Origin of the sequence: Lysobacter sp. Root76, assembly GCF_001428685.1 — a bacterium.
GTDB lineage: Bacteria > Pseudomonadota > Gammaproteobacteria > Xanthomonadales > Xanthomonadaceae > Lysobacter.
This window is the reverse complement of record NZ_LMIK01000001.1, coordinates 175,169-192,400: the sequence shown is the minus strand read 5'-3', so window position 1 is coordinate 192,400 and position 17,232 is coordinate 175,169. Positions and strand designations below refer to the sequence as shown.

General features: G+C 67.4%; 13 protein-coding genes. 8 read left to right on the top strand and 5 right to left on the bottom strand.

Annotated elements, in window-relative coordinates:
- Nucleotides 1-106: 106 nt before the first annotated feature.
- The 5 genes from ASE10_RS00680 to ASE10_RS00660 all read right to left on the bottom strand — a co-directional run bounded on the left by ASE10_RS00680 (nt 107) and on the right by ASE10_RS00660 (nt 7,312).
- A complete protein-coding gene (locus ASE10_RS00680) occupies nt 107-1,267 on the bottom strand; it encodes an NAD(P)/FAD-dependent oxidoreductase (RefSeq protein ID WP_056305650.1) in 1,161 nt (386 codons plus the stop codon).
- Between the two features lie 423 nt (nt 1,268-1,690).
- Entirely contained in the window at nt 1,691-3,367 is a 1,677-nt protein-coding gene (locus tag ASE10_RS00675) for a pseudouridine synthase (RefSeq protein WP_056305532.1), read from the bottom strand.
- Nucleotides 3,364-4,368, bottom strand: coding sequence for an SMC-Scp complex subunit ScpB (scpB, locus tag ASE10_RS00670; RefSeq protein WP_056305530.1), 1,005 nt, complete (start codon nt 4,366-4,368; stop codon nt 3,364-3,366). Before scpB ends, ASE10_RS00675 begins: the two co-directional genes overlap by 4 nt.
- Nucleotides 4,369-4,453: 85 nt before the next feature.
- Complete coding sequence (locus tag ASE10_RS00665; protein ID WP_082575575.1) at nt 4,454-5,452, bottom strand: ScpA family protein; 999 nt, start codon at nt 5,450-5,452, stop codon at nt 4,454-4,456.
- Between the two features lie 606 nt (nt 5,453-6,058).
- Nucleotides 6,059-7,312: a zinc-dependent metalloprotease gene (locus tag ASE10_RS00660; protein ID WP_056305528.1), complete on the bottom strand. Its 1,254-nt coding sequence runs from the start codon at nt 7,310-7,312 to the stop codon at nt 6,059-6,061.
- 178 nt (nt 7,313-7,490) lie between these two features.
- Here ASE10_RS00660 and ASE10_RS00655 point away from each other — a divergent pair, with 178 nt between their 5' ends.
- From ASE10_RS00655 to ASE10_RS00620, 8 genes are all read left to right on the top strand, one after another.
- Complete coding sequence (locus tag ASE10_RS00655) at nt 7,491-7,790, top strand: YciI family protein (protein ID WP_055899558.1); 300 nt, start codon at nt 7,491-7,493, stop codon at nt 7,788-7,790.
- Nucleotides 7,787-8,080 (top strand): BolA family protein, encoded by a 294-nt coding sequence (locus ASE10_RS00650; protein WP_235565754.1) that lies wholly within the window; start codon nt 7,787-7,789, stop codon nt 8,078-8,080. The genes ASE10_RS00655 and ASE10_RS00650 overlap by 4 nt, the downstream gene beginning before the upstream one ends.
- A gap of 162 nt (nt 8,081-8,242) precedes the next feature.
- Nucleotides 8,243-9,271 carry a LacI family DNA-binding transcriptional regulator gene (locus tag ASE10_RS00645; RefSeq protein ID WP_055899555.1) on the top strand — a complete coding sequence of 343 codons (1,029 nt, stop codon included), beginning with the start codon at nt 8,243-8,245 and terminating at the stop codon, nt 9,269-9,271.
- 72 nt (nt 9,272-9,343) lie between these two features.
- Entirely contained in the window at nt 9,344-12,370 is a 3,027-nt protein-coding gene (locus ASE10_RS00640) for a TonB-dependent receptor (RefSeq protein WP_056305526.1), read from the top strand.
- A gap of 111 nt (nt 12,371-12,481) precedes the next feature.
- Nucleotides 12,482-14,128 carry a glucoamylase family protein gene (locus tag ASE10_RS00635; protein ID WP_055899549.1) on the top strand — a complete coding sequence of 549 codons (1,647 nt, stop codon included), beginning with the start codon at nt 12,482-12,484 and terminating at the stop codon, nt 14,126-14,128.
- 136 nt (nt 14,129-14,264) lie between these two features.
- Nucleotides 14,265-15,515: a sugar ABC transporter substrate-binding protein gene (locus ASE10_RS00630; protein ID WP_055900164.1), complete on the top strand. Its 1,251-nt coding sequence runs from the start codon at nt 14,265-14,267 to the stop codon at nt 15,513-15,515.
- Nucleotides 15,512-16,390 (top strand): sugar ABC transporter permease, encoded by an 879-nt coding sequence (locus ASE10_RS00625; protein ID WP_055899546.1) that lies wholly within the window; start codon nt 15,512-15,514, stop codon nt 16,388-16,390. Before ASE10_RS00630 ends, ASE10_RS00625 begins: the two co-directional genes overlap by 4 nt.
- The gene (locus ASE10_RS00620; RefSeq protein ID WP_055899543.1) at nt 16,390-17,211 is read left to right on the top strand and encodes a carbohydrate ABC transporter permease; all 822 of its coding nucleotides are present in this window, start codon (nt 16,390-16,392) and stop codon (nt 17,209-17,211) included. Before ASE10_RS00625 ends, ASE10_RS00620 begins: the two co-directional genes overlap by 1 nt.
- Nucleotides 17,212-17,232 lie beyond the last annotated feature (21 nt).

Sequence of the window (17,232 nt, the reverse complement as noted above, 5' to 3'; positions counted from 1 at the left end):
CTCGTCGCGCGGGGCCGTGGGAATAGCCGTCGCACGCTCGCGACGATCCGCATGAAACTCGCCCCGGCGCCGCGTATCCGCAGGCCCGGCCGGGCTTGCGGGCGCTTCAGTCCACCCGCCGCATCGACCGCGCCTGCGCCTGACTCTCGCCGCGCTTGTGGAAATACACCTGCTCGGCCGCCCAACGCAGCGGCGCCGAATGCAGCAGCAGGTCGAACGGCCAGTCGAACTGGAAGCGGTCGAAGGCCCAGCGCAACGCACGCTTGGTGCGGAAGCGCGGCGCGCTGTCGATCGCGACCTGCTCAGGCGCCGGGCCGCCGCCGCGTACATGCGCGGCCAAGGCCTGGCCCAGGGTCCAGCCGTGCGCCCAGGCCGAATGGATGCCGCCGGCGGTCACCGGCGAGACGATGCCGGCGGCATCGCCGGTCAGCAGCGCGCCGTCGCGTGCCAGCGGGAACACCGGGCCGCCGCAGGGAATCAGCCCGGCACGGGTCGAGTCCGGCACGGTATCGGCGGGCAGGCCGACCAGGGCGCCGACCCGGGCCAGGAAACCGTCGATGTCGGGCACGCGCGCGCGTTCGGGATCGTGGCGCAGGGCCAGACCGGCTTGCACGCCGGTCGGATTCTGCGCGACCCAGCCGATGTAGCCCGGCGCGTAACGCTTGCTAACGAAGCAGTGCAGGGCGTCGGGCTCGGGCAGGCTGGCGCCGGCGAACTCGTATTCGATGCCGTACAGGAACTCGCTGACCCGGCCCAGCCCGGCGCGCTCGGCCACGCGCGACTTGGCGCCGTCCGCGCCGACCAGGCAACGCGCGCGGCAGGCGATCGGCAGCAGGCCCTGCGACATGCCTTCGACCTGCCAGCCGTCGCCGTCGCGACGGGCCTGGGTGAAGGACGCGCCCAGACGCAGGTCGACGCCGTTGCGGCGCAGTTCGTCGGCCAACCAGCGCATCAACCGCGGCGTGTCGGTGGTGAGGAAGTAGTAGCCCGGCGCATTCAGGGCCAGGCTGCGCAGGCGCGGCGAGTACAGCCGCACGCGCTCGACCCGGTGCAGGCAGTCGCTGGGCGCGCGGTTGAGCCAGGTCTGCTCGGCGGCCTCTTTGACCACGATGCCGGTGGTGTGCAGGCGTTCGCCAGGATCGGTCTTGCGTTCCAGCACGGTCACGCGCAGGCCGGCGCGCGCGGCCGCGAGCGCGCAGGCCGCACCGGCGAAGCTGGCGCCGACCACGAGCACGTCGCAGTCGTAGGAGGGGTCGTGGCGGGACATGGCGTGCATCCGAATCAGGGGACGCCGCCACTGTCGCGCGAGGCGATGAAGCGTGGATGGGGCGAATGTGAAGTCGACGGGGCAGGCGGGATGCTCAAGCTTGGGCACACGGCTCCAGGGAGCGAAGCCTTATCCGAACGGCGACTCGCGAGCCAAGCCGCAAGCCCTGGCTGCGTTCTGTTCCCGCGGGCGGGAAAGATGCCTGCGGGGCGGATGAGGGCGAACGGTGCCGTCGCAAGAACAGAGGTGCGGCAGCGCTGCCGCAAAAACTAAAGCGCGCCGTGCCGCCGCAAAAACAAAGGACGCGATAGCGCCGCCACAAAAACCAAAGGGCGCCGCAGCGCCCTTTGGTCGAACCGGAATCCGACGCGATTTGCCCTGAAAGCGAACCGCGAAAGATCGGCGTCAATCGTCTGTCAGACCTCAGCCACGCGGACCGCGACCGCCGCCGGGACGGCCGCCGCCGCGCGGGCCGCCGGGACGCGGGCCGTTCGGGTTCGGGCGCGCGCCGCCGGGGCGCGGCGCGCCGCCGGGACGACCGCCGGGCTTGCCGCCCGGGCCGCCGGCCGGACGCGGGCTGCGCGGACGATCGCCGTAGGGGTTGAAGCCGCCCGCGCCCGGGTTGGCGTGATCGGACGGGAAGCTGGGTGCGTTGCCCGGATGGCCGTACGGACGCGAGCGCTGGCCCTGACCTTGTCCCTGACCGCCACCGCCGCCGCCACGACGTTCGCCGTAGGGGCTGTTTCCACCGCCGCTGCGTTCGCCGCCGAAGCCGCCGCCACCGCCCGGACCGCGCTCGGAGCGGCCCTGGCCGCCGTAGCCGCCGCCGCTGCGGGCGCCGCCGCCGGCACCGGGACGACCGCCGCCGCCGGGTTTGCCGCCGTAGGGCTTCTTGGGGCCGCGGCTGTCGGGATTACGATGACCGCTGGGGCCGGTGTCGACGCCATCGGGCACGTACCAGGTGCGGAACGCCGCCGGATTGCCGTCCGGCAGCGGCTTGGGACCCTTGTCCTTGCGCTGCTTGAACGGCTTCTGCGACTGGTTGGCCGCGGCTTCGCCGCTGACCGTGAGGCCGCCGTGCTTGCGCGGACCGCCGCGGCCGCGACCGCCGCGATCTTCGCGGACGTTGTCGAAGCGGCGCAGTTCGCGGCCTTCGTCGGCGGTGTTGTGGCCGCTGACGTAGCCCGGCGAGCGCTCGCCGCCGGACAGGTGCACGGTGGACTTGGTGGCCTTGCGCTGGCCGATCACCGGCTGCAGCGTCAGCGCCGACGGGGTGCCGTCTTCCAGGCCCAGTTCGGTACGCAGGCTCTCGACCTTGTCGGACGCGAGCTCCTGCGACTGGCTGCGCAGCAGTTCGCGCGGCAGCGAGACGGTGCCGTAGCGGATGCGCTTGAGGCGGCTGACCTGGCAGCCTTGCGACTCCCACAGGCGGCGCACTTCGCGGTTGCGGCCTTCCTTCACCACGACCCGGAACCAGTCGTGCGAGTCGCTGCCGCCGATGCGCTCGATCTCGTCGAACTTGGCCGGGCCGTCGTCCAGCGAGACGCCGCGGGCGAGGCGGTCGACGATGTTGTCGGCGACCTTGTCCTGGCCTTCCGGTGCGCGCACGCGGCAGACGTATTCGCGTTCGACTTCGAACGACGGGTGCATCAGCGCGTTGGCGAGCTCGCCGTCGGTGGTCAGCAGCAGCAGACCGGTGGTGTTGATGTCGAGGCGGCCGATCGCGATCCAGCGCGCGCCCTTGAGGGCGGGCAGGGATTCGAAGATGGTCGGACGGCCTTCGGGATCGTCGCGGGTGGTGACTTCGCCTTCGGGCTTGTTGTACATCAGCACCCGGGCCGGCTCGGTCAGCGCGCTGGCGACGAAACTGCGGCCGTCGAGTTCGATCTTGTCGCCGCCCTTGATGCTCATGCCGATCTGCGCGGTTTCGCCGTTGACCTTGACCAGGCCGTCGGCGATGCGCTGTTCGAGCGCGCGGCGCGAGCCCAGTCCGGCCTGCGCCAGCACTTTGTGCAGGCGCTCTTCCAGACGCGGCGCCTCGGTGGAGGCGGCGTCACCGCTGCGCTTCAGGGAAAGCTTGCGGGGTTTGTGTTCGCTCATTTCTGTTGCTCCGGCCGGTCGTCTTCGGACTCGGCCTCTGGTTCCGGAACGGTCGTCGTCTCGACGGCGTGAGGGTCTTGCTCGTGATCGTTCGCGTCTGCCGCGCGCTCGCCCGGCGCGGCATCGGGGTCGTCCATGGGGACGGATTCGGGTGTGTCGTCTTGCCCGGCGCCGGCGGAATCGCCTGCGTCGGTGTCGTCGGCGCCGGTTTCGGTGCTGGAATCGGCGACGGCGGTGGGTTCGGGTGCTTCGGAATCGGTGTCGGCGTCGGCGTCCGCGTCGTCCGCGCTTTCGACGTTCGCGTCGTCGGCTTCGGCTTCAGTGCCGCCGAGTTCGTCGTCGCCGATGTCCTCGTTGCCGGCCTCATCGTTGTCGGCCTGCGCGTCCTCGGCGTTGCCGCCGTTGCCGATGCCGCCGGCTTCGATCTGGCTGGGCGCCGGCGGGCCGTCGAACTGCAGTTGCGGCTCCAGGTCGCCGATGTCCTTGAGTTCCGACAGCGGCGGCAGCTCGTCCAGGCGCTTGAGGCCGAAATAGTCCAGGAAGGTCTTGGTGGTGCCGAACAGCGCCGGCTTGCCGGGCACGTCGCGGTGGCCGACCACGCGGATCCACTCGCGTTCTTCCAGGGCCTTGATGATGTTGCTGTTGACCGCGACGCCGCGGACCTGCTCGATCTCGCCGCGCGTGATCGGCTGGCGGTAGGCGATCAGGGCCAGGGTTTCCAGGGTGGCGCGGGTGTAGCGGGTCTGACGTTCCGTCCACAGGCGCGCCACCCAGGGGTGGACGTCGGCCTGGACCTGATAGCGGAAGCCGGAGGCCAGCTCGACCAGTTCCACGCCGCGCTCCTTGCAGCCCTCGCGCAGCGCTTCCAGCGCCTGCTCGACACTGTCGGCGGGCGCCGGCTGGTCTTCCGGGAACAGGCTGTGCAGCTGCGCCAGGGTCAGCGGCTGGTTGGCCGCGAGCAGGGCGGCCTCGACGATGCGGGTGACGAAGTGTTGGTCCATGGGGCGTGCGTTTCGTACCGTGGTATGCGGGGCTTGCGGCCGTCGCGCCCGCAGGGCGGACGCGCGGCCCGGAAGGTGCGGGCGGTCAGCCCGCCGGGTCGTCGTTGGCGGCGTGGTCGAACTCGCTGCTGAGCTCGATCTCGTCGGGGTCCTTCATCAGCGCCAGCGACTTGACGTAGATGGGTTCCAGCGGGCCTTCCTGGACGATCTCGATCAGTTGCTCCTTGGCCAGCGTGAGCAGACCCAGGAACGTCACCACCACGCCCAAGCGGCCTTCTTCGACCGTGAACAGCGACTCGAAGCGGTGGAACACGCCGTCGGCCATGCGCGTGAGCAGCTCGCCCATGCGCTGGCGCACGCTCAGCGCGTCGCGCTTGATCGCATGCTGGGTGTACAGCTCGGCGCGCTTGAACACGTCGTGCAGGGCCAGCAGCATTTCCTTCAGGTCCACCGGCGGCGGCAGGCGGATCGACGCGCGGTCCGGGACGAAGGCCTGCACCGGGACCGTGTCGCGGTCCTGGCGGGGCAGGGAGTCGATGTCCTCGGCCGCCTTCTTGAAGCGCTCGTACTCCTGCAGGCGCCGGACCAGGTCGGCGCGCGGGTCTTCCTCGATGCCTTCCTCGTTGGGCGCGCGCGGCAGCAGCATGCGCGACTTGATCTCGGCCAGCATCGCGGCCATGACCAGGTAATCGGCGGCCAGCTCGAAACGCATCTCGTGCATGGCCTGGATGTACTCGACGTACTGGCGGGTGATGTCCGCCACCGGGATGTCGAGGATGTCCAGGTTCTGGCGCCGGATCAGGTACAGCAGCAGGTCCAGCGGGCCTTCGAACGCGTCCAGGATGACTTCCAGCGCGTCCGGCGGGATGTACAGGTCCTGCGGGATCTGCAGCACCGGCTGGCCGTGGATCGTCGCCAGCGGCATTTCCTGTTGCTGCGGACGGCTCGCGGCGGCCGCAGCGGGCGCGGTGTCTTCGGGCGCCGCCGGCGCGGGCTCGACGCCGGCGGCGGGAGCGTCCGCCGCGGAATCGTCGGGCGCGGGCTCGTCGGGCAGCGCTTCGTCGGACACGTTTTCGTTGGTCATTCGGGGCCGGCCCCTCCGGGCCGTGGGCACTGCTGGTGGCGACGTTGCGGTGGGCGGTCTGGCCCCAGGAGCAACGGCGCCGGTGACGACGGGTTTCGGCAACCACGGATCCGCGCGCTGCGACCGGCACCCGGAGGTACCTGCACGAACCGGCGGCTGACGCGGACCGGTTGGGTCGAAGGCGAGGCGAAGCTAAAAGGTCGTGCTTGGCCCGAACGGCTCGACCCGTGCACCGCGCGGCAGGGCGTGGCGACGAAGAACGAGAGGGTTGCGGGCGCGGGCCGGTGGTCTGCAGCACTGCACCGGCGCATTCATGAGATGCGGGTGCTGGACGTGGCGACGGTGTGGGAGACCTGTCGCGACGGGCCGCTGCGTCCGGCCTCGGGCAATTGACACTTAGGGTAAGGGCTTGCGCCCGCAGTGTCCAGCACCGGCCGGGGGGCCGGCGCTGGACGTGCCACGCCGGGTGCGCCGGCGTTCAGCGGGGCGGTGCGGAGTGTGCCGGGCGGCATGCGCCCGGCGTGTCCCATGCCAGTGCGGCGATTGCGGTTCAGCCGGGCTGGTTCTGCCAGGCCGGTTCAACCAGGCTGGTTCAACCAGGCCCGCTCAGCGGAACCCGGCCACGGTGGCCTTGGTGTTGACCAGCACGCGCTGGTTGTCGCTCTGGGTCGCGGTGCCCATCGGCACGCCGCCGTAGCTGATGCTGGGGTTGGACCAGTAGTTCAGCCGCGTGCAGCTGGGGCTGCAGCTGTAGGCCATGATCGTGCGCCAGCGCGTGCCGGTGGCCGGCTGGTAGCGATAGCCGTGACCGTAGGCGTAGGGGCTGGTGGACGGATCGGTGGCCGGGTCGTGGCGCGCGCTCTGCAGGTGCCCGATCTCATGGGCGAAGCTGTAGTAGCCGGTCGCGCAGTCCCAGTACACCGACGCGAACGCGGTCGCCGCGGTCGAGCCGATGCCCGACGCCAGCCCGCAGTACGAGCTGTTGTTGAGGATGATCACGCCCACGTCGGCGGCGCTGCTGTTGCGGGTGGTATGGATGCTGTCCATGTAGCCGTCGCTGGTGCCGCGGAAGCGGGCCAGGTCGGTGCTGAAGTTGCCCGATTCGGTGTAACTGGTGGTGCTGTAGCTGGCCAGGACCAGGTTGATGCCGACGTTGGAATTCACGTAGCCCTGGTTGGACTCGGCCACCGCCAGCTGGATCAGCGACTGCATGTTGCCGCCGTAGGCCGCCACCGCCTGGTTGGTCGCCACCACCATCACCCGGATGGTCGCGGTCGGGCCCGGCGGAATGCCGAGCGCACCGACCCGGCCGTCGTCGGTAGGAGCGGGCGCGGTCATGCGGATGGTCGGCAGGCGGTTGTAGTCGTGGGGGTGTTCGGCCGGCAGGCGGCTTTCGTCGACTTCGACGATCGCGTGTTCGCCGCCGGGCAGCGGGCGCACGCGGTAGAGCTTGCCGTTGCTGCGCAGGGTGCCGGTGACGGTGTCGCCGCTGCGGACCAGGATCGCCGAATTCAGCGGATCCACGCCCGACAGCGTCTTGGCGCTGATGCGCGGGCCGAAGTTGCCGTACCAGACGGTGTCGCCGGTCTCGGTGCGTTCGACCTTGTTGCGGTTGGCGGTGAATACGCGGCCGTCGAGCTCGATCTCGATCTGCGGCTCGTCCACGGCGGTCGCGTCGACCTTGACCAGGCGCACGTTGCCGGTCGAGGCGCTGGACAGCAGATTCTCCAGCGCGGCTTCGTTGCTCGCCTTGGCCAGCGTGGCGGTGCTGCTCACCAGCGGCTTGCCGGCGGCGACCGCGGAACCTGCGAGTATCATGCTCACGATCGCGGCCGTGGCTTTCACGGAATTCGACTTCATGTCACTCCTCCTGAGTTGATGGCGGCGCAGCCGCCGAATGAAGATGTCCCGGTTGTCACGTTCCCCTGTGCGGGACCCGCGATTAGGACGCGATCGACCTGCGTTCATGCAATCGGGATTTCCCTCAATTTGCTGAACCCAGAACCCCGCATCACGCTTGGAGGTTGACCGGAATCACATGTGGTATCTCATCGAAGGTTATGACGGCAGCGACGTGCTGCCCCAACGGCTGGCGGCACGCCCGGACCACATCGCGCGCCTGCACGCGCTGCGCGACGAAGGCCGGCTGATGCTGGCTGGCCCGTGTCCCGCGATCGACGCCGAAGATCCCGGTCCGGCCGGCTTCAGCGGCAGCCTGATCGTGGCCGAGTTCGAATCCCTGGACGCCGCACGCGCCTGGGCCGACGCCGACCCTTACGTCGCCGCCGGCGTCTACACCCGCGTCGACGTGCGCCCGTTCAAGCGGGTGCTGCCGTGAGCGCCGGCCCGCTGCCGCGCGAACAGCGCGTCGCCGCGATCCGCGCCGCGCTCGAAGCCGCGCTGGCCCCGCAATCGCTGACCGTCGAAGACGACAGCCACCGCCACGCCGGCCACGCCGGCGCCCAGGACGGCCGCGGCCATTACAACGTCGACGTGGTCAGCGCCGCCTTCGTCGGCCTGAACCCGATCGCCCGCCATCGCGCGGTGTACGCCGCGCTGGGGGAAATGATGACGACGGATATCCATGCGCTGGCGATCAAGGCCAGGGCGCCGGGCGAGGGCGGTTGAGCGCCGCGTGATGCCGCAGTGCAGCATGCGGCGCGAGCGAAATCCCCTGCGTAAGCAAGGATTTGCAGCGCGACCCGGTTTCGATAACGCGAACTTTACACTTGCGTTTGAAAACGTTTACAGTCGGCCCCGCATCCCAACCGCGGAGGGGCGGTCTAGGGCGTGACCAGCGTAACCATCAAAGATGTAGCGAGAGTGGCCCAGGTATCGGTGGCCACCGTATCGCGGGCTCTGAACGGACACGGCAACGTGGCCGAGGAAGTGCGTCGCCGCGTGCTCGCCGCCGCCAACGAACTGCGCTACACCCCGCACGCCGCCGCCCGCAGCCTCAGCAGCCGCCGCACCCAGACTCTGGGCGTGGTGCTGCCGGACCTGCACGGCGAATTCTTCTCCGAACTGGTGCGCGGCATCGATCAGGTCGCGCGCGAGCACCGTCTGCACCTGCTGGTCTCCAGCTACCACGGCCATCCGGAAGAGCAGGGCGCCGCGCTGCGCGCCATGCGCGGCCGCGTCGACGGTCTGCTGGTGATGTCGCCGTTCGTGGCCACGCCCGGCCCCTTGGCCGAGGAACTCGCACCGACCCTGCCGACGGTGCTGATCAACACCCAACACGCGACCGCCGGCGTGCTGTCGCTGGGCGTGGACAACTACGGCGGCGCGGTCGCGATGGTCGAGCACCTTGTCGCCGCCGGGCATCGCCGCATCGCCTTCATCGCCGGCCCCAGCGACAACTTCGACGCCCACGAGCGCCTGCGCGGCTATCGCGACGCGCTGCATCGCCTGCTGCCCGACGCCGAAGAATGGGTGCTGCCGGGCGATTTCGACGAAGCCTCCGGGCATCAGGCCGGGCTGACGTTGCTGGCGTCCAAGCAACGCCCGGACGCGGTGTTCGCCGCCAACGACATGATGGCTCTGGGTTGCCTGTTCGTGTTCGCCCAGGGCGGCGTGGAGGTGCCGCGCGATATCGCCCTGGCCGGCTTCGACGACATCCCGCTGGCCCGGTACGTGCACCCGACCTTGACCACCATGCGGGTCAACATCGCCGAACTGGGCGCGCGCGCCGCGCGCCTGCTGTTGACCCAGGTCGCCGGCGAAGCCTTACCCGGCGAGGGCCGCGAAGCCCTCAGTCCGGAACTGATCGTGCGCGCCTCCAGCGTGCCCGCGGAAGCCAAGCGCAGCGGAAGCGCGTGATCGCCTTTTTTTGCCCATCGATGTAACCGTTTACAACTCAGCTCGAATGCTTCTTGGAGAGAGGGAAAGCATATGAAGCCGTATTACCGATCCACCCGTCGGCCCACGCCGAGATTGTTAGCCTGCGCCCTGGCCAGTTGCCTGGCGATGGCCGCCCCCGCCGCCTTCGCCCAATCCACCGCCGCCACCATTCGTGGTCAGGTGACCGTGGATTCGGCGCCGGCGACGGATGCCCAGGTGACCGCGACCAATGTGGCCACCGGACTCAAACGTTCCGTGAGTTCGACCGCCAACGGTGGTTACGCGGTGGCGGGCTTGCCACCCGGCACCTACCGTCTGGACGTCACTGCGGGCGGCCAGACCAGCTCCAAGACCATCACCGTGCAGGTGGGTCAGACCGCAACGCTCAACCTGTCCACGGGCGGCGTCGCCGAGTCCGCACCGGCACCGGACGCGACGAATATCGATACGGTCACCGTGACGGCCGCGCCGGTGTTCGAAACCAAGACCTCGGAAGTCGCCACTTACATCACTCAGCGTCAGATCGAAGCGCTGCCGCAGACCTCGCGAAACTTCCTGGCGTTCGCGGACATCGTGCCGGGCATGATCTTCGAGACCAAGTCCGACGGCACTAGCCAACTGCGTAGCGGCGCTCAGAGCGCAAATGGCATCAACGTCTTCATCGACGGCGTCGGCCAGAAGAACTACGTGCTCAAAGGCGGCATCGGCGGGCAGGACGGCAGTCAAGGCAACCCGTTCCCGCAATTGGCTATCGGCGAATACAAGGTCATCACGTCCAACTACAAGGCCGAGTACGACCAGATCAGCAGCGCGGCGATCACGGCCGTCACCAAGTCGGGCACCAACGAGTTCCATGGCGACTTTTTCTGGGACCGTTACAACACGCCGAGCTGGCGCGCGCCGACTCCGGCGGAAGAGCGTCCGGGCCAAAGCAAATCGCCGTCGGGCTATACGCAGTACGGTGCGGCGTTCGGCGGCCCTCTCATCCAGGATCGCCTGTTCTTCTTCGCCACGTACGAGGCTAAAGAGTTCGAAGTGCCACGCACGATCAGCGCAGGTTCGCTTAATCCGGGTTATTCGTTGACGCCGGATCTGGCGGGGCTTGTCGGCCCGACCTCGATTCCCTTCGATGAGGATCTGTGGTTCGGAAAGCTGACCTGGCAGCCGGGCGATGCGCACTTGATCGAGCTCTCGGTCAAGAAGCGCGATGAGAGCGAAATCAAGGACATTGGCGACCGCAATACCGAGACTTACGGCAAGACCAACAACAACGAAAGCACGCGCTACGACCTGCGCTATCAGTGGAGCAGCACCAACTGGCTCAACGATGCGCATCTCACGTACGAGGACGAAGCGTTCAATCCGCGTGCGATCACGCTTGCCCCAGGCTTCATCATTCAGAACACCAATCGCGGAACCGTCCTGAATGTGGGCGGTGGCCAGGATTATCAGGATAAAGGCCAGAAAGGCTGGGGCTTCCAGGACGATCTCACCTTCAGTGGCATCGAAGGCCACACGATGAAGATGGGCTTCAAGTACAAGTCCATCGAGATCAACTCCTTCGAGCAGCAGCCGTACAACCCGCAGTACTCGATCAATCTTCCGGCCAACATCGACGCCGGACGCAACTCTCTGGCGGCGTTTCAGCCCTACCAGGTGCGCTTCGGCGCGCCGCTGCCGGGTATAAGCGATCGTAATATCGAATCGACCAACAAGCAGTACGGCATCTATTTCCAGGACGACTGGGAGGTCAACGAGAAGCTGGCCCTGAACCTGGGTCTGCGCTACGACTACGAAGTCACGCCAGGCTACGAGGACTATGTGACTCCGGCCAACCTAGTAACCGCACTGCGTTCGTGGTCGAACATCCATAACGCCAACGTCGACTACGATATCGAGGACTACATCAGCAATGGGCGCAATCGCAAGGCATTCAAGGATGCCTGGCAGCCGCGCCTGGGCTTCTCCTACGATCTTTTCGCCGATCAGCGACATGTGATCTTCGGTGGTGCCGGCCGCGCCTACGACCGCAATCTGTTCGACTACATCGCTCTGGAGCAGTCCAAGAGCACGTTCCCGTCGTACACGATCCTGTTCAATACGCCGGGCAACCCCTGTGCGGTCAACAACACCACTTGTTTCGCCTGGGACCCGAAGTTCTATAACCCGCAGGAGCTGTACGCACTGGTGGCGGCCAATCCGAACCTTGGTTCTGAGATCAATCTGATCAACAACGACATCAAGGTGCCGTACTCCGATCAGTTCAGCCTCGGCATGCGCAATACGATCGCCGTATTCAATCAGGACTGGAATACCTCGGTTTCGGTGGTTCACATCCGTAGCCACGACGGCATCATATTCTCGCTGGGCAATCGTTATCCCGACGGCACTTTCTACGGTCCCGGCAGAACTTTCGGTGGTGCGCCGTTCGGGCAGCCGATCCCGGGCTTCGGTTCGCTGATCAAGGCGGATAACGGCGTCGAGACGCGTTTGAACCAGTTGCTGCTGTCGGCCGAGAAGCCGTACACGGCCGAGTCGCCTTGGGGTGTCACGCTTGCATACACCTATACGGACTCGGAAGAGAACCGGAGCAACGCGGCCAATTCGGATGAGCACTACGTATTCGACTATCCGAACCTCAACGATGCGCCTTGGGTGCCTTCGATCGGCATTGCCAAGCATCGCTTCGTCGGTACCGGTATCTACGGGCGCTGGGGCATGACGTTCTCGACGAAGGTCGTCGTTACCAGCGCGGTGGCCAAGGACGTGCTGAACTGCCTGGCGCCGACCAATCCGGGGCAGGACGGTTGCGCCCACGGCACTTTCGATGCCGGGTATTTCGACGACGCCAAGTTCTTCCAATGGGACTTGGCCGTTCAGAAGGAGTGGGACACCGGTACCGATCTGAAAATGCGCGTGCGTGGCGACATCATCAACGTCACGAATCATCGCAACTGGAATACCTTCGAGACCTTCCGTGGTGTCAATGGCGTAGAGAATCCGAACTACGGCAACCACAACGACGACATCATTCTGCCCACACGTACCTTCAAGCTCTCCTTCGGCATCAGCTGGTAACACCCGCCCGCCTGCCGCCCCTCACCGGGCGGCAGGCGAAGCGTAGCTCGACCCCCACACCCCCATTCGCGGCCGCGTTTCGGTCGCCCCGTCAACACAGGCCATCGTTTCATGCCGTCAGCCGCTTCCGCTCCGCGTTTCCTGATCACGATGCTGCTGGTGGCGTCGCTGACCTTTTTCGCGGGTTGCCAGCGCAACCAACCTTCGTCGCAAACCTATCCGGTCGCGTCCACCGGCGATATCGAGGTCGAGCCGCTCAAGGCGACCAAGATGGAACTGCCGCCGCTGTTCCGCGACATCGAAAAGCGCACCTTCCAGTTCTTCTGGGATACCACCAACGAGCGCAACGGGCTCACTCCCGATCGCTATCCCTCGCGTCCGTTCGCCAGCATCGCCTCGGTGGGCTATGCGCTGACCTCGTATCCGATCGGGGTCGAGAACGGCTGGGTCAGCCGCAGCCAGGCGGTCGACCGCACGCTGCTGACGCTGAAGTTCTTCCGCGACATGCCCGCGGGGCCGCAGCGCACCGGCAAGGGCACCTACAACGGCTTCTACTATCACTTCCTCGACATGCAGAAGGGCGAGCGCTATGACAGCTGGGTCGAGCTGTCGAGCGTGGACACCGCGCTGCTGATGATGGGCGTGCTGTTCGCGCAGTCCTACTACGACCGCGACGAGCCGCGCGAGAAGGAGATCCGCGAGATCGCCGACACGCTCTACCGCCGCGTCGATTGGACCTGGCTGCAGAAGAACAAGCCGCTGGTGTCGATGGGCTGGTTCCCCGAAAGCGGCTTCATCAAGCACGACTGGACCGGCTACAACGAGGCCATGCTGCTGTACGTGCTGGCGCTGGGTTCGCCCAGTCATCCGGTCAGCCCGGATGCGTGGACCGTGTGGTCGCGCACCTACAACGACGTCTGGGGCGTCTATCAGGGCGAAGAGTTCCTCGCTTTCGGCCCGCTGTTCGGCCACCAGTACAGCCACGTCTGGATCGATTTCCGCGGCATCCAGGACGAGTACATGCGCGAGCGCGGCATCGATTATTTCGAGAATAGCCGCCGCGCCGCCTACGCCCAGCGCGCCTACGCCATCGCCAACCCGATGAAGTGGGAGGATTACGGCCCGGAGGTCTGGGGCCTGACCGCCAGCGACGGACCGCAGCAGACCTTGCAGGAATACCGCGGCGAGCAGCGCCAGTTCCGCCACTACTCGGCGCGCGGCGCCGGCCTGCGCGAGAACTTCGACGACGGCACCATCGCCCCGACCGCGGCGATCGCCTCGCTGCCGTTCGCGCCGGAGATCGTGATCCCCAGCACCGTGGCCATGCACGAGCGCTACGGCGAGTACCTGTACTCCAGCTACGGTTTCCTGGACTCGTTCAATCCCAGCTTCAAGTACGACATCCCGCTCAAGACCGGGCGCGTGGTGCCGAACGAGGGCTGGGTGGCCAGCGATTACATCGGCATCGATCAGGGTCCGATCCTGGCGATGATCGCCAACTACCGCAACGACTTCGTCTGGAACGTGATGAAGCGCAATCCCTACATCCGCTCCGGCCTGGAACGCGCGGGCTTCAAGGGCGGATGGCTGGAGCCGCCGAAGGCGCAGGCCGACGGCAAGGAAGCGCTGCCCGCGACCGCGGCCAAGCCGCAGACCCAGGCCGAGAAGGCCGCCGCGACCGCGCGTGCGCTGGGCGAGGCGGAATCGCGCGCGGGCCGCGCCAACGAGGCCCAGGCGCCCAAGCAGCAGCCGGACTAAGCTGGCGATGATGCGCCCGTCCCCCACATCGCCGGATCGCAGCACATGCGCGCGTGCGAAACCCCCGCACGCGAGACCCGCGCGCGCGCGACGCCTGCGAGCGGGCATCGCCTGGCTGTGCGTGCTGCTGGCCTGCATGCTCGCCGCCGCATGCACGCGCCAGGGCGACGGGCGCGAGGTGGTGCGCTTCTGGGCGATGGGCTACGAAGGCGAAGTCGTCGCCCAGCTGATCCCGGAGTTCGAACGCCTCAACCCCGGCATCCGCGTCGAAATCCAGCAGCTGCCGATCATCTCCGCGCACGAGAAGCTGCTGACCGCGTTCGCCGGCGACTCGCTGCCCGACGTCTGCGCGATCGGCAACACCTGGATTCCCGAGTTCGCGCTGCTCAACGCCCTGCAGCCCTTGGACGCGCGGATCGCGGCGACGCCGTCGCTGTCCGTGCAGGACTACTTCCCCGGCGCCTGGGACAGCGGCGTGATCGGCGCCAAAACCTACGCGGTTCCCTGGTACGTGGAGACGCGGATCCCGTTCTATCGGCGCGACATCGCCGAGCGCGCCGGAATCAAGACCCCGCCGCAAACCTGGGACCAGTGGCGCCAGGCGATGGCCGCGATCAAGCAGGAAGTCGGGCCGGAGCGCTACGCGATCCTGCTGCCGCTCAACGAGCCCGAGCCGCTGCTCAACCTGGGCATCCAGTCGCCCGATCCGCTGCTGCGCGAGGACGGCCGCTACGGCAATTTCCGCAGCCCGGGCTTCAAGCGCGCGCTGGGCTTCTATCGCGAAATGTTCGATAAGCGCTGGGCGCCGCTGCTGAGCAACACCCAGGTCGCCAACGTCTGGAACGAGTTCGGACGCGGCTACTTCAGCTACTACGTCAACGGCCCCTGGAACATCGCCGAGTTCCGCAAGCGCCTGCCGGCCGACGTCCAGGGCGACTGGATGACCATGCCGCTGCCCGGCGAGCACGGCCCCGGCGCCTCGGTCGCCGGCGGCGCCAGCTTCGTGGTGTTCCGCGGCTCCAAGCGCCAGGACGCGGCCTGGAAGCTGGTCGAATACCTGTCGCGGACCGACACCCAGATCCGCTTCCACGGCCTGACCGGCAACCTGCCGCCGCGCCGCAGCGCCTGGAACGCGCCGGCCCTGACCGACGATCCCTATGCGCGCGCCTACCGCGACCAGCTCGAACGCGCGCGGCCGACGCCGAAGGTGCCGGAATGGGAGCGCATCGCCATGGAGATCAAGCTGGTCGGCGAGCTGCTCGCGAACCGTCGCCTCAGCGTGGACGAGGCCGCGGCCGAACTCGACCGCCGCACCGACCTGATCCTCGAAAAGCGGCGCTGGATGCTCGATCACCAGGCCGCGGCGCAGGCGGGGGCAGGGCGATGAAGGCCTCGACCGCCGGCTGGGTGTTCGCCGGCCCCGCGCTGACCGTGATCGGCCTGTTCTTCGGCCTGCCGGTGCTGGCCGCGCTCGCGCTCAGCCTGACCGATTTCGACATCTATGCGCTGGCCGACATCGGCAATCTGCGCTTCGTCGGTCTCGACAACTATCTGAACCTGCTGCAGAACCCGCTGTTCTGGCGCGCGCTCGGCAACACCTTGTATTTCGTCGTGGTCGGCGTGCCCTTGTCGATCGCGGTGTCGCTGGGCGCGGCGCTGCTGCTGCATTCCAAACTCGGCTACCTCAAGCCGTTCTTCCGCACCGCGTACTTCGCGCCGGTGGTGACCACGGTGGTCGCGGTGGCGGTGATCTGGCGCTATCTGTTCCATACCCGCTACGGCCTGGTGAACTGGGCACTGTCGGGGTTGGGCATCGATCCGGTCGACTGGCTGGGCGATCCGACCTGGGCGATGCCGACCATCATCCTGTTCGCGGTGTGGAAGAATTTCGGCTACAACATGATCATCTTCCTCGCCGGTCTGCAGGCCATTCCCGAGGACTTGTACGAAGCCGCGCGCATCGACGGCGCATCGCCCTGGCGCCAGTTCCGCCACGTGACCTTGCCGATGCTGGGGCCGGTGCTGGTGCTGGTCGGCATCCTGACCCTGGCCGGTTATTTCCAGCTGTTCGCCGAACCCTATGTGATCACCCAGGGCGGGCCGCTGCAGAGCACGGTCAGCGTGCTGTACCTGATGTACGAAGAAGGCTTCAAATGGTGGAACCTGGGTAACGCCTCGGCGGTCGCGTTCCTGCTGTTCGTGCTGATGACCGCGGTCACCAGCGGCCTGCTCTGGTTCGCGCGCCGCAAGGGGGTGGAGTGATGAGCCCGCGTCTGGCCCGCGCCATCATCAACGGCCTCCTGCTCGGCCTGGCGGTGCTGAGCCTGGCGCCGCTGCTGTGGATGCTGTCGGTGTCGCTGATGCAACCCGGCGAGGCGGCGAGCTTTCCGCCGCCGCTGCTGCCCTCGCATCCGACCCTGGGCAACTACCACGAGCTGTTCGAACGCATCGGCATGGGCGGCTACCTGCTCAACAGTTTCCTGATCGCGGCCATGACCACGCTGATCGCGCTGCTGCTCAACACCATGGCCGGCTACGCCTTCGCCAAGCTGCGTTTCGCCGGCCGCGAACGCGTGTTCCGCGCGCTGCTGGCGGCCCTGGTGATCCCGGCCCAGGTCACGATGATGCCGCTGTTCCTGATGCTCAAGCAGATCGGCCTGATCAACACCTACGCCGGCGCCGTGGTGCCGGGCATGGCCGGGATCTTCGGGATCTTCCTAGTGCGGCAGTACGCGCGCTCGATTCCCGACGAACTGCTGGAGGCCGCGCGCATCGACGGCGCCGGCGAGTTCCGGATCTTCTTCCAGATCGTGCTGCCGGCCTTGAAGCCGATCCTGGTGACGCTGGCGATCTTCAGTTTCCTGGGCGCCTGGAACGACTTCATGTGGCCGCTGATCGTGCTCAGCGACAACAGCCTGCAGACGCTGCCGGTCGCGCTGGCGTCGCTGTCGCGCGAACACGTGCAGGACAACGAGCTGATGATGGCCGGCTCGGTGGTCACGGTGCTGCCGGTGCTGCTGCTGTTCCTGGTGCTGCAGCGCTACTACCTGCAGGGCCTGTTGGTCGGCAGCGTCAAGGGTTGAGGCACGCACGCAGAGGGAGCG

Bases quoted from the DNA above. Each gene is read 5' to 3' on its own strand.
- ASE10_RS00680 (WP_056305650.1), bottom strand. From the start codon at position 1,267: ATGTCCCGCCACGACCCCTCCTACGACTGCGACGTGCTCGTGGTCGGC.
- ASE10_RS00675 (WP_056305532.1), bottom strand. From the start codon at position 3,367: ATGAGCGAACACAAACCCCGCAAGCTTTCCCTGAAGCGCAGCGGTGAC.
- scpB (WP_056305530.1), bottom strand. From the start codon at position 4,368: ATGGACCAACACTTCGTCACCCGCATCGTCGAGGCCGCCCTGCTCGCG.
- ASE10_RS00665 (WP_082575575.1), bottom strand. From the start codon at position 5,452: ATGACCAACGAAAACGTGTCCGACGAAGCGCTGCCCGACGAGCCCGCG.
- ASE10_RS00660 (WP_056305528.1), bottom strand. From the start codon at position 7,312: ATGAAGTCGAATTCCGTGAAAGCCACGGCCGCGATCGTGAGCATGATA.
- ASE10_RS00655 (WP_055899558.1), top strand. From the start codon at position 7,491: ATGTGGTATCTCATCGAAGGTTATGACGGCAGCGACGTGCTGCCCCAA.
- ASE10_RS00640 (WP_056305526.1), top strand. From the start codon at position 9,344: ATGAAGCCGTATTACCGATCCACCCGTCGGCCCACGCCGAGATTGTTA.
- ASE10_RS00635 (WP_055899549.1), top strand. From the start codon at position 12,482: ATGCCGTCAGCCGCTTCCGCTCCGCGTTTCCTGATCACGATGCTGCTG.
- ASE10_RS00630 (WP_055900164.1), top strand. From the start codon at position 14,265: ATGCTCGCCGCCGCATGCACGCGCCAGGGCGACGGGCGCGAGGTGGTG.
- ASE10_RS00625 (WP_055899546.1), top strand. From the start codon at position 15,512: ATGAAGGCCTCGACCGCCGGCTGGGTGTTCGCCGGCCCCGCGCTGACC.
- ASE10_RS00620 (WP_055899543.1), top strand. From the start codon at position 16,390: ATGAGCCCGCGTCTGGCCCGCGCCATCATCAACGGCCTCCTGCTCGGC.